Source organism: Streptomyces sp. NPDC054796 (genome assembly GCF_053611545.1).
Genome location: NZ_JBSHAO010000001.1, coordinates 13,283 through 29,063, shown reverse-complemented (window position 1 = coordinate 29,063; position 15,781 = coordinate 13,283). Strand labels below are relative to the sequence as shown.

Here is a 15,781-nt window from a genome sequence, read left to right as displayed (position 1 = left end):
GTCCCGCCCGACAAGGATCGACGACGTGACCGGGCGCGGCCCGCGCGCCGGCACCGAGGAGAGCGAGCAGACCATGAACACCGACCGGACCCCCGCCGCCACCGCCACCTCCGTCGTCGAGGCCGCCCGTCCGCTGCGCGGCAAGGTCGCGCTGGTGACCGGCGGCAGCCGTGGCATCGGCGCCGCCACCGCGCTCCGGCTCGCCGAGGAGGGCGCCGACGTCGCCCTCACGTACGCGACGAACGCCGCGAAGGCGGCCGACATCGTCGCCCGCGTCAAGGCGCTCGGCAGCAGAGCCCTCGCGCTGCGCGCCGAGAGCACGGACGCGGCGGCCGTACGGGCCGCCGTGGAGGACGCGGTCGCCGAGTTCGGGCGGCTCGACATCCTCGTCAACAACGCGGGCACGGGCGCCGTCGGCCCCGTCGAGTCGGTGCCGCTGGAGGACCTGGACCGGGTGCTGTCCGTCAACGTAAGGGCGCCGTACCTCACGACCCAGGCTGCGGTGCCGCACCTCGCCGAGGGCGGGCGCGTCATCAGCGTCGGGAGCTGCGTCGCGGAGCGCGTCGCCTTCCCGGGGATGTCGCTGTACGCCACCAGCAAGGCGGCCGTCACCGGCATGACGAAGGCGCTCGCGCGGGAGCTGGGGCCGCGCGGCATCACGGTCAACGTGATCACGCCGGGTCCCGTCGACACCGACATGAACCCCGCCGACGGCGAGGGCGCCGGGACGCAGGCCGGGTTCACGGCGCTCGGCCGCTACGGCACCGCCGACGAGATCGCCGCCACCGTGGCCCACCTCGCGGGTGACGGCGGCCGGTACATCACCGGCGCCTCCCTCGCGGTGGACGGCGGCTTCGCGGCCTGACGCCTTCGGCGCGGGCGGGGCGGGACTCCCCCGCCCCGCCGGACCACCCGGACCACTCGGACCGCGCCCCGCCCCGTAAAAGCGCCGGTCAGAACCTGCCGGTGACCTTGTCCGGGGTGACGCGCACGACGATCCGCTCGCCGTCGTCCTTCGAGGCCGGGTTGAACGTGGCGTAGTCCTGGCCTGTGTACTTGCGGGCCAGCCTGTTCAGCAGTTCGCCGGAGGTGTCCGGCGTGACGGTGGCCGTGCCCCGGACCTCGGCATAGGTGTACGGGTTCTCGGGCGGGTTGACCAGCACGGTCACCCGGGGATCGCGCGCGACGTTCTTCCCCTGCACCCGGTCGACCGTCGTGGAGAACAGCAGGTCGTCGCCGTCGCGCACGATCCACACGACGGTGAGATGGGGACGCCCGTCGGGCAGGAGCGTCGCCACCGTCGCGAAGGCCCGCGAGTCGTCGAGATACTTCTTCAGGTCGTCCGAGAGACCAGCCGCCACGGTCGGAGCCCTTCGTGTGAGGTGGAGGTACGCGGCGCCGTAGGGCCGCACCCTCCCCAACGCCCCGCCGCCGCGAGGAATTTCCGCGCGCGGAAGTACCTCGACGACGTGCGGGGCCTGTTGTCCCGATGAGCAGCATCCCGGCCGACAGCACCTACCGTGTGCCGATGGTGGCCCGACGGCCCGGTCTCACTTGAGGTGCCTGGTGAAGAACTGGCCCGCCGCATCCCCCGCGTGCTGGGGTACGCCGGTGTGTCCGCCCATGTTGGCGTTCAGGGTCTTTTCCCTGGAGCCGAAGGCGTGGAACAGGTCGAGGGCGGCCTGCCGGTCGTTGCCCTCGTCGTCCCATTGCAGCAGGACGTGCAGCGGAACGGTCACCTGTCGGGCCTCCTCGAATATGACGCGAGGGATGAAACTCCCGGCGAACAGAACGGCGGCCGAGATGCGCGGCTCGATCACCGCCAGCCGGGTGCCGATGGAGATCACTCCCCCCGAGTAGCCGACCGGGCCGCCGATCCCGGGCAGCGACAGGAGGGCGTCCAGGGCGGCCTGCCATTCCGGGACCGCCTTGTCGACCAGGGGGAGGATGAGGGCGTCGATGATCTCGTCACTCACCGGCTCGCCGGCCGCCATGGCCCGGCGCAGGTCGGCGACGGCCCGCTCGGTGCCGGGCAGACGGGGCCGGTCGCCCTTTCCGGGGAGTTCGATGGTGGCCGTGGCGAAGCCGTCCGCCGCGGCATGCCGGGCCCGTCGCACCAGCCGGGGGTACTCCTTGCGCAGCCCGACAGGAGGGGGGCCGAGCAGGATGATCGGCGATACCGGCGCGGACGCGGATTCAGGCGTCCACAGGATGCCGGGGACCTCGCCGAGGGTGAATTCGCGCTCCAGCACACCGTCGTCGAGGTGCTGTTCGGAAGTGAAATGCATGGTCGTGCCTTTCGGGAGTGCACGGAACGGCGCTCCCGGACGACGACCTATCGCCCGACCGTGACCCCGGAGGGGAGCACCCATGTCGATACGTTCACGGGTACCACCTCCTCGTTCTCCGGCACGGCCGCTGGAAACGTAGCAGCGGTCGCCCTGGTTCGCCAACGGATTCTTGCGGAGGCCCCGCCACCTCGTACACTCGAACACATGTCCGAGCTGCCGCCTGATCTGCCCCGTCTCCACGCCATCGCGGACTGGCTTCGGCACCGGCTCGCCGAGCACGAGACGATCGGCACCTATCTGCGGCTCCAGGCCGAGAAGGTCGGCAGCGCGATCGAACGCGCGGCGACCGATCCCGGCGACCGCCCTGGTACCGGTGTCAGCGCCGGTACCGGCACCGACGCCGAAGAGCCCCGCTTCCGGCTCCAGCCCATGCGCGTGCCCGAGGGGCGGGCCACGCTCCACCTCGACGACTGCTGGATCACCGACGGGCACCCCGTCAGCCACGACGAGGCCCTGCTCGCGCTCCACGAGCCGATCATCGAGCTGTGCCCCGCCTGCCGACCGCGTGAGGCGCTGCGCGAGACGCCGACACCGGCGCCGACACCGATGGCGGCGCCGACGCCGACCCGGCGCGGCACGGCCGGGTGACCGTCGCGCGGGCGCCCGCATTAGGCTCATTTCGTACGGGTCGACGGACCCGTACGGGATGAGCGCAAGAGGAGCGGTGGCCGTGCACGGCGAGTACAAGGTTCCAGGCGGCAAGCTCGTCGTCGTCGACTGCGACGTCCGGGGCGGTGTCCTGCGCGACGTGCGCGTCGCCGGTGACTTCTTCCTGGAGCCCGACGAGGCGCTGCACGCCATCGACCAAGCGCTGGAGGGCGCGCCCGCCGACGCGGACGCGGCCCAGCTCGCGGCCCGCGTCGAGGCCACGCTCCCCGAGGGCACGGTGATGTTCGGCTTCTCGGCGGGCGCGGTGGGCATCGCGGTACGCCGCGCGGTCGCCGAGGCCACCGACTGGACGGACTACGACTGGCAGCTCGTCCACGAGCCGCCCCAGCCGCCCGAGCTGCACATGGCGCTGGACCAGGTGCTGACGGAGGAGGTCGCGGCGGGGCGGCGTCCGCCGACGCTGCGGGTGTGGGAGTGGGCGTCGCCTGCCGTGATCATCGGCAGCTTCCAGTCCCTGAGCAACGAGGTGGACGCGGAGGGCGCCCGCCGCCACGGCGTCTCCGTGGTGCGCCGGGTCAGCGGCGGGGGCGCGATGTTCGTGGAGCCCGGCAACACCATCACGTACTCGCTCAGCGTCCCGGACGCCCTCGTCCACGGGCTGTCCTTCGCCGACAGCTACGCCTACCTCGACGACTGGGTCCTCACCGCGCTCGCCGACATGGGTATCAAGGCGTGGTACCAGCCGCTCAACGACATCGCCTCCAAGGACGGCAAGATCGCGGGCGCGGCCCAGAAGCGCCTCGCCTCGGGCAGCGGCGCCGTTCTGCACCACGTGACCATGTCCTACGACATCGACGCCGACAAGATGCTGGACGTGCTCCGCATCGGCAAGGAGAAGATGTCGGACAAGGGCACCAAGAGCGCCAAGAAGCGCGTGGACCCGCTGCGCCGCCAGACGGGGCTGCCCCGCGCCGAGGTCATCGACCGCATGATCGGCTCGTTCCGCGCCCGCTACGGCCTGACGACGGGCTCCGTGACGGACGAGGAGATGGCACGCGCCCAGGAACTCGCCCGCACCAAGTTCACCAGCGAGGAGTGGACGGCACGCGTGCCGTGAACCCCGGGGGCCCGGCGCCCCCCGTCAGCCGTCGCCCGTCAGCCCGCGCCCGTCAGCCGTCGCGGTGCACGCGGAAGCGCAGCGCGAAGTGGTCGAGCGTGGCGGGGACCGGGGCCGTGGGGCGCAGCTCCGGGTGGGAGGCCAGGGTGTAGGCGTGGTGCGAGAGCAGTTCCTCCAGGAAGGTGCTGGTGGTGAGCAGCACGAGGTTCTCCCCCGGGCACCCGGCCGCGCCCGAGCTGAAGGGCAGCAGCGCCGGATTGGCGCGCGCCTCGTGGGCGGTCTCGTCGGTCCAGAGGTGCGGCGCGAAGCTGTCGCCGTACGACTTCGCTGGCTCCCCACGGTGCAGGTAGGGGGTGTAGAGGGCGAACGTGGTGTGTGCCGGGACGGTGCCGCCCCGCCACGTGGTCTCCTCGTTGCTCTCCCGGAGGATGAGCGGGGTGGTCGGCCACAGCCGTACGGACTCCAGCGCGCAGCCGCGCAGATACGGCAGCTCGCGCGGGCCCGCGAGGTCGTGGGCGCGGGCCTCCTCGCGGGCAGCGGTCGCCTGTTCGGGGTGGGTGGCGAGCAGCGCGAGCGCGCGCATGGTCGCCATGCCGGCGGCGTCGTAGGCGAACAGCCAGTGCGGGATCTGCCCCGCCGGATCGACACCTTCCGCTGCGGGGGTGCGGGCCACGAGCGAGGTGAGGCCGCCCGTCTCCCCCTGGGAGCCGGGTGCGGCGGCGGTCTCGACGTACGACCGCACGCGCCGGAGGAACGCCGTGCGCAGCTCCTTGCGCCGGGGGCTGAGCACGGACCAGTTGGCGGCGGCCCGCAGCCGCTGGAGCTGGGCTGTGAGGGTCTCGTCGTCGCGTGCCGCGTCGCCGAGCACGATCCGGCGTACGGTGCGCCACCAGGCCGCGTTGAACTCGTCCCAGGTGAGCTGGCCCGTACGTTCGCTCTCGGCCAGCAGGCGCCGGGCCTCCTCCCGCACGGTCGCCGTCAGCGGCTCGGCCATGCGGTGCAGGGGCTGCGGCGTGTCGAGGACGTCCTCGGCGAGGCTCCTGCGCGCGGCGCGCTCGCCGGAGTCCGAGATGAGGAGGCCGTGCGGCTGGAACTGTGCCAGTGCTCCCCGCTTCTCCGGCGTCGCCGGTGTGAACGTCTCGGGGGTCTCGGACAGCACCCGGTGCGCGTCCTCGGGTTCCAGCACGAGCGCGTACCGGTGGCCGCGCACGGAGAACGGGAGCGGGTCGGGGCCGTACCGGTTGCGCAGGGCGCGGGCCTTCTCGATGCCGCGCCGGTCCCAGCCCGTCCGCTCGACGAGCGACATCATCCGCGGGCGCCGCACGACGACGCCGCCCGCCAGCACCGGCAGCAGCACGTCGCCCACGACGGCCGCGGCCTCCCCCGGGCTCAGCGTGGGCAGTGGTCCATGACCGTTCGGGTTCCGGGGTGCCTCGGCCGTCTCCGTCGTCCGTGTGTTCACGCACCTCACCTGCTCTGTCGTCGGGTCGTCAGGGTCGTGTGGGGCACCGGGCGGGTGGCCGGTCCGGGCGCGCCGAAACGTCGGGCGGCGACGTCAGCGTCAGCGGAGCGGTCCGGCGCCGTCAGCGTCCGCGCAACGGCCCCGCGCCGTCCTTGACCGCCGAGAGGCGTTCGATCACGCCGAGGCTGTAGCGCTCACGGGCGGTCACGGTGAACCCGGCCTCGCGCAGCAGGTGCAGCGGGCGCCGCATCTGGTGGTCGCCGACGCGCCTGACCATGACCGGGTCGAGGAGGCGCTGGCACGCGCGGACGGCGACGTTGCCGCCGACGACGTGGTCCAGGAGCAGCAGTGTGCCGTCCGGTCTCAGCACCCGGTGCATCTCGGCGAGGGCGGCGCGGTCGTCGGGGATGCAGCACAGGGCCAGGGCGCAGACCACGGTGTCGAAGGCGGCGGCGGGGAAGGGCAGTTCGGTGGCGGAGGCTTCGGTGCCGTGTCCCATCGCGCCCTCCGGCGTCGTGCCGCTGCCTCCGACGGTTCCAGCATCGCGTTCCCCGCCGGGCGGAGGCGACAGCTCCGCGCGGGAAAGCGTGTGGGGAGGCGCGCGGGAAGGCGCGTGGGGCGGTCCATTCGTGGTACCCGCGAGCTGGTCGGGGCGTTACGGTCATTGACGCGTGACCCGGTTGAATTAACCTGAGCCGAGTGGTGAATTCGGCCGACTGTTCCCTTCGGCGAGTCGCGGACCGTGAATTCTTGATCCGGAAGCGGGTGGGCAGGGTGACGGAACGGAGTCCCGGTATTCCGACGGTGACAGCCGGTGAAGCACCCGGCCCCGGTCCCGATTCCGGTTCCCATTCCGGTTCCGATTCCGCGCACGGGGATTTCGCGTGACGTCGGATCCCTCGGTATCGAGGGACGATGCCGCGGAGACGTCTGCTCCGCCCGCCTCACCCGTCTCTTCGCACAACGAGTGGGATCCGCTGGAAGAGATCATCGTCGGACGTCTGGAAGGCGCGACGATTCCCTCCGACCACCCCGTCGTGGCCAGCAACATCCCGGCGTGGGCAGCGCGCTTGCAGGGGCTCGCCGCAGGTCACAAGTATCCGCGCAGGCTGATCGAGCCCGCGCAGCGCGAACTCGACCAGTTCATCGAGCTACTGCGCTCCCTCGGCGTCACCGTCACCCGCCCGGACGCGGTCGATCACTCGCGGGGCTTCAAGACGCCCGACTGGTCGTCGCGGGGATTCTGCAACACCTGCCCACGGGACAGCATGCTCGTGATCGGTGACGAGATCATCGAGACCCCGATGGCGTGGCCGTGCCGGTATTTCGAGACCCACTCCTATCGCGAGATCCTCAAGGACTATTTCCGGCGCGGGGCACGCTGGACGGCGGCGCCCAGACCGCAGCTCACCGACGCGCTGTTCGACCCGGATTTCTCCCTCCCGGAGCCCGGCGAGCCCGTGCGCTACATCCTCACGGAGTTCGAACCGGTCTTTGACGCGGCGGATTTCGTCCGCGCCGGACGCGATCTCTTCGTCACACGGAGCAATGTCACCAACGGCATGGGAATCGAGTGGCTGCGCCGCCATCTCGGGCCCGGCTACCGCATCCACGAGATCGAGAGCCGCTGCCGTACGCCCATGCACATCGACACGACGTTCCTCCCCCTCGCACCCGGCAAGGCGCTGATCAATCCCGAATACGTCGACGTCGACCGGCTGCCCGCCGTCCTGGACTCGTGGGACATCCTGACGGCGCCCGAGCCCGAGCCGATCCAGGAACGCCTGCTCAGGACGACGTCGATGTGCGGCAAGTGGCTCAGCATGAACGTGCTCATGGTCGACGAGAAACAGGTGATCGCGGAGCGGCACCACACCGGCATGCTGCGCGCGCTGGAGAAGTGGGGCTTCGAGCCGATCCCGTGCGATCTGCTGCACTACGCGCCCTTCGGCGGCTCGTTCCACTGCGCGACGCTCGACGTCAGACGGCGCGGCACGCTCGAATCCTATTTCGCCTGACGGCCGGTCACTCCCTCGTCACCGGCCGCGCGGCGAGGTCGGCGGCCGTCCACGCCATCGCGAGGGCGCCCTCGACGACGGCACGGTCGGCGGCCGGGGTCACGCACGCGGCCGTGAACTCGGGCTGGTGGTTGACGGCGGGCGCGCAGTCGAGGCCCAGCATCGGATGGATGGCGGGCACGGCGTGGGAGACGTTGCCCATGTCGGTGGCGGCTCCGACTGCCGCGCCGCCGGGCAGTTCGGGGAAGCTCCGGCCCAGGGCCTCGGCGTTGGCCCGGTACAGCGCCAGCAGCCCGGGGTCGGGGCGCATGTCGGCGTAGTCGGGCCCGGCCGGGACCGTCGAGAGTTCGCAGCCGGTGGCGAGGGCCCCGGCCTCGAAGCAGCGCCGTACCCGCTCCGTGAGCGGTGCGAGCGCCTCCAGGGTCTCGGTGCGGACGTTCCAGTGGCCCCGGCTGACGTCCGGGATGACGTTCGACGCACTGCCCGCCTCGGTGACGATGCCCTGGATGCGGTCGGTGCCCGTCGTCTGCTGCCGCAGCAGCCCGATGGCCACCTGCGCGACGGTCATGGCGTCGGCCGCGTTGACCCCGCGCTCGGGATAGGCGCCCGCGTGCGCGGGGGTGCCCCGGTAGGTCACGTCGAACCGGGAGACGGCCGAGCCGGGCATGGCCGCCATCTCGACGGCGGCCGGGTGCACCATCATCGCGGCGTCCAGCCCGTCGAAGGCGCCGCGCTCCAGCATCAGGACCTTGCCGCCGCCGCCCTCCTCGGCCGGTGTCCCGAGCACGGTGACCGTGAGGCCGAGGTCGTCGGCGAGCGCGGCGAGTCCGAGGCCCGCGCCCACCGCCGCGGCGGCGATGACGTTGTGCCCGCAGGCGTGGCCGATGTCCGGCAGCGCGTCGTACTCCGCGCAGACGGCGACGTGCACCGGCCCCGAGCCCGCGCGGGCGCGGACGGCTGTGGGCAGCCCGTAGCAGCCGTGCTCGACGTCGAACCCGGCGCCGCTCAGCTCCTCCGCGACCCAGGCGCTGGCCCTGACCTCCTCGAAGGCCAGTTCCGGATGGCCGTGGACGCGGTGGGACAGGGCCACCAGGGCCTCTTCCGCGCCCCTGATCCGGCGCTCGATCTCGCGCTTGGGGTCCGTCGGCATCTGGGGTCCCTTCCCGGTGGGTGGTGGGGTGGTGCGGGGGTGGGTGGTGGATGTACGGCGGTCCGTCGACGCGGTCAGGCGATGCGGTCCGCCATCAGCTCGCCCGCCATGATCGTGGCCAGGTTGGTGTTGGCGCGGGGCACCGACGGGAACACGGAAGCATCGACGACGCGCAGCCCGTCGACGCCGAGGACCCGGCACTCGTCGTCCACGACCGTGTCCGGCGCCCCGGCCGCGCCCATCCGGCAGGTGCTGGTGCCGTGCTGTGCGTCCATGACCGTGGCCAGCAGGTGCGCGTCGAGGCGGTCGTCGCTCTCCAGCACGGAGAACAGCGCCTCGTTCGCCGTCTCGACCGACCCCGGTCCCTCCGTGACGGCCCCGGTCTCCGGCCGCAGCGCCAGCTCGGCCAGCGCCCGCACGCCCTGGCGCAGCAGTGCGCGGTCGCGTTCGTCGGACAGCATCCGCTGCCGCACCAGCGGCTGTGCGACGGGGTCGGCCGATGTCAGCGTCAGCGTGCCGCGCGAGTGGTTCAGGTTGAGCCAGACGCCGTACGCGCCGGAGGCGGTGCTGGTGGAGGCGGTGGCCATGGCCAGCACGTTCTGGTTGAGGGACACGAACATCAGGTCGTTGTGCGGGGCTCCGGGGGCGCTGGTCCAGCGGACGCAGACGTTGGTGTGCCGGTCGTGCGGCGAGGTGATGGCAGCGCGCTCCGTCAGCGGGAGGGACACCATCGCCATCGGATGGTCCTGCATCCCCCGCCCCACCGGAAGCGCGTGGCGCACATCGATGCCGAGTGCGCGCAGGTCGTCGGCGGGGCCGATGCCGGAGCGCATGAGGATCGCCGGGGAGTGGATGACACCGGCGCTGAGGACGACCGTCTCCGCGTGCTCCGTCACCACCTGTCCCCCGGCCCCCACCACCCTGACCCCGACCGCCCGGTCCCCCTCGAACAGCACCCGGTCGACCAGCGCGTCTCCCCTGACGGTGAGGGTGCTCAGGTCCCGTGCGGGCTCCAGGTAGGCGTCGTTGACCGACACCCGGCGTCCGTCGCGCGAGTTGACCGGGTACGGCGAGACGCCGGTGGCGCCGGGCGCGTTGACGTCGGGGGCCCAGGCGTGCCCGGCGGCGAGAGCGGCCTCGGCCAGCGCCGTGTCCACTCCGCCCCACGCGCGGCGCGGCATCCGGTGGACGGGCGTCGGCCCGCCGCGGCCGTGGTACGTCTCGTCGCCGAACTCCTCGTCGTCCTCCAGCTTCGCGAAGTACGGCAGCACCTCCTCGGGCGACCATCCGGTGCAGCCCTGTCCTGCCCAGTCCTCGAAGTCCGCCATCGGGGGCCGGATCGCGATCTGCCCGTTGACCGACGAACTGCCCCCGGCTCCGCGCCCGCGCCAGTACGGGGCCTGGGGCTGCGCCTCCGTACGCGAGGAGTTCAGGTCCTCCCAGAGCAGTCCGGCAGCCGCCGTCGGATCCAGCAGCGCGACCGCCGGGTTCGGCGAGCGCCACGCCTCGTGCATGCGGGCCGAGCGGTAGTCGGGGCCCGCTTCGAGCAGCAGGACCCGCTTCCCCTTCGCCGCGGAACGCGCCGCGAGCGCGGCACCGGCGGATCCGGCGCCCACCACGATGAGGTCCCAGCCGATGCTCGTCATTCCTTGCTCTCCCGCCGTAGGGTGACCGGGCCCTGCCGCGAGGCGGGTCCCTGTGGGGTGCTGCGGTTCTGCGGAGTCTTCCGGGGACTCTCCGCCGAGGCGTACATTCAGTCAAGACCGAACGTTCAGATTCAACTGATTTCTCGGAGGCTCCCGTGTCCCCCGAAGCCGAGCAGCCCGAGAACGCCGAGGAAGCCGACGTCCATGACGCGCTCGTCGAGGAGTTCGGCCTGCACATCGGGCGGGCGATGGGCTGGCCGCGGATGGCGGGCCGGGCGGCGGGGCTGCTGATGCTGAGCGAGCGGCCCATGACCCTGGCCCGGCTCCAGGACGCCCTCGGCGCGAGCAAGGGATCGGTCTCCGAGATCACCCGGCTGCTCATCGCCCACGGCACGGTGGAGCGCTACAAGGAGGCGGGGCAGCGGCACTTCGTCTACCGCTGGCGGGACGACGCGTGGGCCGGGTGCCTCCAGCACGTCGTCGACTCGACAGCGCGCCTGCGCGACCTGGCCGACGACGCGCGCGAGCGGGGCGCCGGGATGTCGGCGGTGCGACGGGAGCGGCTGGACGGAATGAGCGCGTACTACCACTTCATGGTGGCCCGTCTCGAACCGCTCCTGGCGGAGTACGCGGCTACGCGGGAGGCGGACGGGACCCGGTCGCCGTCGCCCGGCGCCGGTTCGGGTTCCGGTTCGGGTTCGGGCTTGCGGCTTCCGTAACGTCAACTTCTACGGTCCTCCGTGTGGCCGGAAAGACCGGCCCGGCGAGGGGAGGCGGACCATGGCGTGGTCGATCGCCGACGTGGCCCGGATGTCCGGGGTGACGTCACGGACACTGCGGCACTACGACGACATCGGCCTGCTGCCACCCGCGCGGACCGCGAGCAGCGGGCACCGCTACTACGAGGAGGCGGAACTGCTGCGCTTGCAGCAGATCCTGCTGATGCGGGAACTGGGCCTGGGGCTGCGGGAGATCCGGACGGTTCTGGAGCGGCAGGCCGACGAGGTGACCGTGCTCCGTGAGCACCACCAGCGGCTGCTGGCGGAACGGAACCGGCTGGACACGCTCGTCCGCACGGTGGGCCGCACCATCGCCGAACTGGAGGAAAGCAGGGACGACAACGACATGGCGAAGATCAACAGGCCGGAGAACCTGTTCGACGGCTTCGAGCCCTACCCCGGCGAGGCCGAGGTGCGCGAGCGGTGGCCACGGGCGTGGGAGGAGTCCCGGCAGGCCGTCGAGGCGATGACCGTCGAGGACCAGGAGCGGTGGCAGCGGGAGGTGACGGCGCAGTTGGTCCGCTTCGCGGAGTTCATGGTGGCGGGCAAGCCCGTCACCGATCCCGCCGTGCAGGCCGAACTGGACGACCACTACCAGGGCATCTGCCGTTACTGGACGCCGGACGCGACCGCGTACAAGGGACTGGGGCAGACCTACGTCGACGACCCCACCATCCGCGCGAACTACGACAAGATCGCCGACGGTCTCGCGGTCTACCAGCGCGACGCGATGTTCGTCTACGCCGACACCCGGCTGAGCTGACCGGCGCACACACCGCCGGGGGCCGCGCGCACCCCCGGCGGCATCCGCGCACCTCGCCCGGACCAGCCCGCCGCCGGACACCGCCCACCACCCACCGGAACAGGGCGTTCCCGCCCGGGAGTACGGCGCGGGCGGGATGATCGGGGCATGTCCTCCGACCTCATCGGCGCGGTCGCCGGTCTCCTCGGTCTCTGCCTCGGCAGCGGGGCCACCCTGCTCGCCGCGCGCACCACGGCGCGGGCGAGCGAGAAACAGGCGGCGGCGCAGCAGGCCCAGGCGGTCGCCGCCTACCGTGCGGCGCTCGACTCGGCCCGCGAGCAGGTCAGGGCCGCGACGGCCGGGCAGGCCCTCGCCGCCAGGCGCCCCGTGTACGCCGCGTTCCTGCGCAGCGCGCACACCCTCGCCGACGCGGTGCACACCTACGTCATGGATCCCTCGTCCGAGACCGAGCCCTATCTGCGCGCTTTCGACAAGGCGCGCGCCGCGCACGCCGACCTCGAACTCGAAGGACCCGAGGAACTGGCCGCGCTGGGCGCACGCGTGGTGAACGAGGCCATCGCGGTCCGCGAGCGCGGCAGCGGCTACGCGAGCCTCCTGCTCGCCGCCGGCAAGGTGTCCGCGCTCGTCGAGTCGCCCGGCACCATGGAGCTGGGCCTGGCGATCGAGCGGGACCTCCGCGCCGTCCAGTCGGCGTCACGGCGCCTGCCCGAGGGCTGGCGCGGCAGGGCGCGGGAGCTGTGGCGGCGCCCCGACGACCCGTTCGCGTTCCGGACGAGGCCGGGCCCCGGCGAGGACGCCGAAGAGGTGCCCTCAGATGAGTCGGTGGCCGCGCTGCACGCCGCGCTGGACCGGGCGGCCGAGGGCTCCATGCACACGGCGCTCACGACGGGCGCGCTCACGGAGGACGACGTATGGCGGCTGTACTGGGCGGCGACGCAGTGGCCCGAGGAGGAGCCGGCAACGCATGTACGGGCACTGCTCGCACCCGTACGCGACGCGGCCCGCGCCTTCGCGAGGGAGGCGCGGGCCGCACTGCATGCCCCTGCCGAGGGGCCGGGGTCACGGGGTGACTGACTCCTGCCGCGGCTCCGCCGCGCGCCCCGGGACGATGACCGCGAGGGTGGAACGGGCCTCTCGGCGCAGTTCCCCCCGCCGTGCGAAGGTCGCCGTGAGGGCCAGGAACGAGACGGTTCCGGCGTAGAGGGCGGAAGCGACCGCCGATATCAGCACGATGCCCATCGGGCACGCACCTTTCTCCCCCCGCTAGGGAGCACCGGCCTCCGTGGCCGGGCAGCACTGGCGACGAGTGTACGGGCGCCCCCGCCCCAACTCCAGCCCGTATCGCGCTAGTTGACCCCTCGTCAGGCGTCGCCTTCCAGCACCGGAACGACGTCCGTGCCGTACGCGTCGATCACCGCCTCCACCGCGTCGTGCATCGCGTACAGCGCGAACTGGTCCACGCCCAGGTCCCGGAGTGTGCGCAGCCGCTCGATGTGCGCGGAGGCCGGGCCGACGAGGCAGAAGCGGTCCACGATCTCGTCGGGCACGAAGGCCGTGTCCGGGTTCCCCGTGCGTCCGTGGTGCGCGTAGTCGTAGCCCTGGCGGGCCTTGATGTAGGAGGTGAGCGCGTCGGGCACCAGGTCCGAGTGCTCGCCGTAGCGCGTGACGAGATCCGCGACGTGGTTGCCGACCATCCCGCCGAACCAGCGGCACTGCTCGCGGGCGTGGGCCAGCGCCTCGGGGGTGTCGCCGCAGACGTAGGCGGGCGCGGCGACGCAGATGGCGACCTCGGCGGGGTCGCGGCCCGCGTCGGCCGCCGCGTCGCGCACCGCCTTGACCATCCACTCGGTGAGGTAGGGGTCGGCCAGCTGGAGGATGAAGCCGTCCGCCTCCGCGCCCGCGAGGGCCAGCGCCCTGGGCCCGTAGGCGGCCATCCAGACGGGCAGCCGCCCGTCGCGTACCCAGGGGATGCGCAGGGCGGTGCCGTCCAGCTCGGTCTCCCTGCCCTCGGCGAGGTCGCGGATGACCCGCATGGCCTGCCCCAGGGTGGCCAGCGTGTTCGGCTTGCGCCCCGCCACGCGCATCGCGGAGTCGCCGCGCCCGATGCCGCACACGGTGCGGTTGCCGTACATCTCGTTGAGCGTGGCGAAGGTGGAGGCGGTGACCTCCCACGCCCTGGTGCCCGGGTTGGTCACCATGGGACCGACGACGAGCTTCTCGGTGTGCTCCAGGATGCGGCTGTGGATGACGTACGGCTCCTGCCACAGCACCGCCGAGTCGAAGGTCCAGCCGTAGCGGAAGCCGTTGCGCTCCGCGCGGCGCATCAGGCCGACGGTCCTCGCCCCTGGCGGGTCGGTCTGGAGCACGAGTCCGAAGTCCATGGTGGTCCCCCTTGAGTCCTTGGGTCCTTGAGTCCTCAGCCCAGGAGCTGGCAGGTTCCGCGCGGAACGTACTGGCCGTGCCCCGCGCGCCCCGTGTACGTGCGGCGGTCGATGACCGTCTCGCCGCGCGAGAGCACCGTCTCGACCTGCCCGGTGATCCGCTTGCCCTCGTAGGCGGAGTAGTCGACGTTCATGTGGTGCGTCTCGGCCGACAGCGTCTGCTCGGCGTGCGGGTCGTAGACGACGATGTCGGCGTCGGCGCCGGGCGCGATGGTGCCCTTCTTCGGGTAGAGGCCGAACATCCGCGCCGGGGTCGCGCACGCGATCTCGATCCAGCGGCGCCTGCCGATGTGCCCCTCCAGCACCGCCTGGTGGAGCAGGTCCATGCGGTGCTCGACGCCGGGCATCCCGTTGGGGATCTTCGAGAAGTCGCCGCGCCCCAGCTCCTTCTGGCCGCTGAAGCAGAACGGGCAGTGGTCGGTGGAGACCACCTGGAGGTCGTTGGTGCGCAGGCCACGCCACAGCGCGGCCTGGTGCTCGCGCGGGCGCAACGGCGTCGAGCACACGTACTTGGCGCCCTCGAAGTCCGGCTCGGCGAGGTTGTCCGTCGACAGGAAGAGGTACTGCGGGCAGGTCTCACCGAAGACGGGCAGGCCCAGCCGCCTGGCCTGGGACAGTTCGGCGACGGCCTCCTCGGCCGAGACGTGCACGACGTACAGCGGCGAACCCGCCACCCGCGCCAACTGGATGGCCCGATGGGTGGCCTCGGCCTCCAGCAGGGCCCTGCGGACCTCGCCGTGGTGGCGCGGGTCCGTGCGGCCGGCAGCGAGGGCCTGTTCGACGAGGACGTCGATGGCGATGCCGTTCTCCGCGTGCATCATGATCAGCCCGCCGTTGGCGGCGGTGCGCTGCATGGCGCGGAGGATCTGGCCGTCGTCGCTGTAGAAGACGCCGGGGTAGGCCATGAAGAGTTTGAAGGAGGTGATGCCCTCCTCCACCAGCAGGTCCATCTCCTTGAGCGTGCCCTCGTTCACGTCGGAGAGGATCATGTGGAAGGCGTAGTCGACGGAGCACTGCGCGTCGGCCTTGGCGTGCCAGTGGTCCAGCCCTTCACGGAGCGGGTGGCCCTTGGTCTGCACGGCGAAGTCGACGATGGTGGTGGTGCCGCCCCAGGCCGCCGCCTTGGTGCCCGTCGCGAAGTCGTCGGAGGAGAAGGTCCCGCCGAACGGGAAGTCCATGTGGGTGTGCGCGTCCACGCCGCCCGGGATGACGTACTTGCCCGTGGCATCCAGGCTCCGTTCCGTCTCCCACGCGGCGGCGTCGCTGCCGTGTGCGGCGAGCGCGGCGATGCGGCCGTCCTCGATGAGGACGTCCGCGTGCAGTTCGTCGGCGGCCGTGATCACGAGCCCGCCCCGGATCGCTGTCCGCGTACGCGTCATTCCGTTACGTCCCTTCGTGCCTTCGTGTCCGTACGGGGCACAGCGCCCCTGCTCTCCGCCGCACCC

General features: G+C 72.3%; 16 protein-coding genes. 7 read left to right on the top strand and 9 right to left on the bottom strand.

The genetic code is table 11. From position 1 onward, the window contains the following. Positions 1 to 73 precede the first annotated feature (73 nt). Complete coding sequence (locus ACWGJ2_RS00135; protein WP_453343936.1) at positions 74 to 865, top strand: 3-oxoacyl-ACP reductase family protein; 792 nt, start codon at positions 74 to 76, stop codon at positions 863 to 865. Positions 866 to 953: 88 nt separating this feature from the next. Here the strand turns inward: ACWGJ2_RS00135 and ACWGJ2_RS00130 are convergent, their stop codons facing one another. Then, complete coding sequence (locus ACWGJ2_RS00130) at positions 954 to 1,361, bottom strand: PPOX class F420-dependent oxidoreductase (protein WP_453343613.1); 408 nt, start codon at positions 1,359 to 1,361, stop codon at positions 954 to 956. A 189-nt stretch (positions 1,362 to 1,550) separates the two neighbouring features. After that, positions 1,551 to 2,288: an alpha/beta hydrolase gene (locus tag ACWGJ2_RS00125; RefSeq protein ID WP_453343612.1), complete on the bottom strand. Its 738-nt coding sequence runs from the start codon at positions 2,286 to 2,288 to the stop codon at positions 1,551 to 1,553. Between the two features lie 207 nt (positions 2,289 to 2,495). Between ACWGJ2_RS00125 and ACWGJ2_RS00120 the strand changes: the two genes are divergently transcribed. Then, the gene (locus ACWGJ2_RS00120) at positions 2,496 to 2,939 is read left to right on the top strand and encodes a DUF6233 domain-containing protein (RefSeq protein ID WP_453343611.1); all 444 of its coding nucleotides are present in this window, start codon (positions 2,496 to 2,498) and stop codon (positions 2,937 to 2,939) included. 82 nt (positions 2,940 to 3,021) lie between these two features. Then, positions 3,022 to 4,077 carry a lipoate--protein ligase family protein gene (locus tag ACWGJ2_RS00115; protein ID WP_453343935.1) on the top strand — a complete coding sequence of 352 codons (1,056 nt, stop codon included), beginning with the start codon at positions 3,022 to 3,024 and terminating at the stop codon, positions 4,075 to 4,077. 52 nt (positions 4,078 to 4,129) lie between these two features. Here ACWGJ2_RS00115 and ACWGJ2_RS00110 read toward each other — a convergent pair whose 3' ends face one another. Both ACWGJ2_RS00110 and ACWGJ2_RS00105 read right to left on the bottom strand, forming a co-directional pair. Continuing rightward, positions 4,130 to 5,539 (bottom strand): cytochrome P450, encoded by a 1,410-nt coding sequence (locus ACWGJ2_RS00110; protein ID WP_453343610.1) that lies wholly within the window; start codon positions 5,537 to 5,539, stop codon positions 4,130 to 4,132. Between the two features lie 121 nt (positions 5,540 to 5,660). Continuing rightward, positions 5,661 to 6,038, bottom strand: coding sequence for a class I SAM-dependent methyltransferase (locus tag ACWGJ2_RS00105; protein WP_453343609.1), 378 nt, complete (start codon positions 6,036 to 6,038; stop codon positions 5,661 to 5,663). Positions 6,039 to 6,423: 385 nt separating this feature from the next. Here ACWGJ2_RS00105 and ACWGJ2_RS00100 point away from each other — a divergent pair, with 385 nt between their 5' ends. Continuing rightward, on the top strand, positions 6,424 to 7,557 hold the full coding sequence (locus tag ACWGJ2_RS00100) for an amidinotransferase (RefSeq protein ID WP_453343608.1): 1,134 nt from the start codon (positions 6,424 to 6,426) through the stop codon (positions 7,555 to 7,557). Positions 7,558 to 7,564: 7 nt separating this feature from the next. Here the strand turns inward: ACWGJ2_RS00100 and ACWGJ2_RS00095 are convergent, their stop codons facing one another. Together ACWGJ2_RS00095 and ACWGJ2_RS00090 are read right to left on the bottom strand one after the other, a co-directional pair. Next, a complete protein-coding gene (locus ACWGJ2_RS00095; protein ID WP_453343607.1) occupies positions 7,565 to 8,707 on the bottom strand; it encodes a M20 family metallopeptidase in 1,143 nt (380 codons plus the stop codon). Positions 8,708 to 8,781: 74 nt separating this feature from the next. Further along, positions 8,782 to 10,353 (bottom strand): GMC family oxidoreductase, encoded by a 1,572-nt coding sequence (locus ACWGJ2_RS00090; RefSeq protein ID WP_453343606.1) that lies wholly within the window; start codon positions 10,351 to 10,353, stop codon positions 8,782 to 8,784. Positions 10,354 to 10,508: 155 nt separating this feature from the next. Here ACWGJ2_RS00090 and ACWGJ2_RS00085 point away from each other — a divergent pair, with 155 nt between their 5' ends. The 3 genes from ACWGJ2_RS00085 to ACWGJ2_RS00075 all read left to right on the top strand — a co-directional run bounded on the left by ACWGJ2_RS00085 (position 10,509) and on the right by ACWGJ2_RS00075 (position 12,969). After that, positions 10,509 to 11,072 carry a GbsR/MarR family transcriptional regulator gene (locus ACWGJ2_RS00085; RefSeq protein ID WP_453343605.1) on the top strand — a complete coding sequence of 188 codons (564 nt, stop codon included), beginning with the start codon at positions 10,509 to 10,511 and terminating at the stop codon, positions 11,070 to 11,072. 61 nt (positions 11,073 to 11,133) lie between these two features. After that, positions 11,134 to 11,895, top strand: a complete 762-nt coding sequence (locus tag ACWGJ2_RS00080) for a MerR family transcriptional regulator (protein ID WP_453343604.1) — start codon at positions 11,134 to 11,136, stop codon at positions 11,893 to 11,895. Between the two features lie 147 nt (positions 11,896 to 12,042). Then, complete coding sequence (locus ACWGJ2_RS00075) at positions 12,043 to 12,969, top strand: hypothetical protein (RefSeq protein ID WP_453343603.1); 927 nt, start codon at positions 12,043 to 12,045, stop codon at positions 12,967 to 12,969. Here the strand turns inward: ACWGJ2_RS00075 and ACWGJ2_RS00070 are convergent. The 3 genes from ACWGJ2_RS00070 to hydA form a co-directional block, all read right to left on the bottom strand. Further along, a complete protein-coding gene (locus ACWGJ2_RS00070) occupies positions 12,955 to 13,134 on the bottom strand; it encodes a hypothetical protein (RefSeq protein WP_453343602.1) in 180 nt (59 codons plus the stop codon). The genes ACWGJ2_RS00075 and ACWGJ2_RS00070 overlap by 15 nt on opposite strands. 122 nt (positions 13,135 to 13,256) lie before the next feature. Further along, positions 13,257 to 14,276 (bottom strand): TIGR03842 family LLM class F420-dependent oxidoreductase, encoded by a 1,020-nt coding sequence (locus tag ACWGJ2_RS00065; RefSeq protein ID WP_453343601.1) that lies wholly within the window; start codon positions 14,274 to 14,276, stop codon positions 13,257 to 13,259. A gap of 35 nt (positions 14,277 to 14,311) precedes the next feature. Beyond that, a complete protein-coding gene (gene hydA / locus ACWGJ2_RS00060) occupies positions 14,312 to 15,715 on the bottom strand; it encodes a dihydropyrimidinase (protein ID WP_453343600.1) in 1,404 nt (467 codons plus the stop codon). Positions 15,716 to 15,781: the final 66 nt, after the last annotated feature.

Bases quoted from the DNA above. Each gene is read 5' to 3' on its own strand.
- ACWGJ2_RS00120 (WP_453343611.1), top strand. From the start codon at position 2,496: ATGTCCGAGCTGCCGCCTGATCTGCCCCGTCTCCACGCCATCGCGGAC.
- ACWGJ2_RS00065 (WP_453343601.1), bottom strand. From the start codon at position 14,276: ATGGACTTCGGACTCGTGCTCCAGACCGACCCGCCAGGGGCGAGGACC.
- ACWGJ2_RS00070 (WP_453343602.1), bottom strand. From the start codon at position 13,134: ATGGGCATCGTGCTGATATCGGCGGTCGCTTCCGCCCTCTACGCCGGA.
- hydA (WP_453343600.1), bottom strand. From the start codon at position 15,715: ATGACGCGTACGCGGACAGCGATCCGGGGCGGGCTCGTGATCACGGCC.
- ACWGJ2_RS00125 (WP_453343612.1), bottom strand. From the start codon at position 2,288: ATGCATTTCACTTCCGAACAGCACCTCGACGACGGTGTGCTGGAGCGC.
- ACWGJ2_RS00095 (WP_453343607.1), bottom strand. From the start codon at position 8,707: ATGCCGACGGACCCCAAGCGCGAGATCGAGCGCCGGATCAGGGGCGCG.
- ACWGJ2_RS00135 (WP_453343936.1), top strand. From the start codon at position 74: ATGAACACCGACCGGACCCCCGCCGCCACCGCCACCTCCGTCGTCGAG.
- ACWGJ2_RS00105 (WP_453343609.1), bottom strand. From the start codon at position 6,038: ATGGGACACGGCACCGAAGCCTCCGCCACCGAACTGCCCTTCCCCGCC.
- ACWGJ2_RS00075 (WP_453343603.1), top strand. From the start codon at position 12,043: ATGTCCTCCGACCTCATCGGCGCGGTCGCCGGTCTCCTCGGTCTCTGC.
- ACWGJ2_RS00080 (WP_453343604.1), top strand. From the start codon at position 11,134: ATGGCGTGGTCGATCGCCGACGTGGCCCGGATGTCCGGGGTGACGTCA.
- ACWGJ2_RS00090 (WP_453343606.1), bottom strand. From the start codon at position 10,353: ATGACGAGCATCGGCTGGGACCTCATCGTGGTGGGCGCCGGATCCGCC.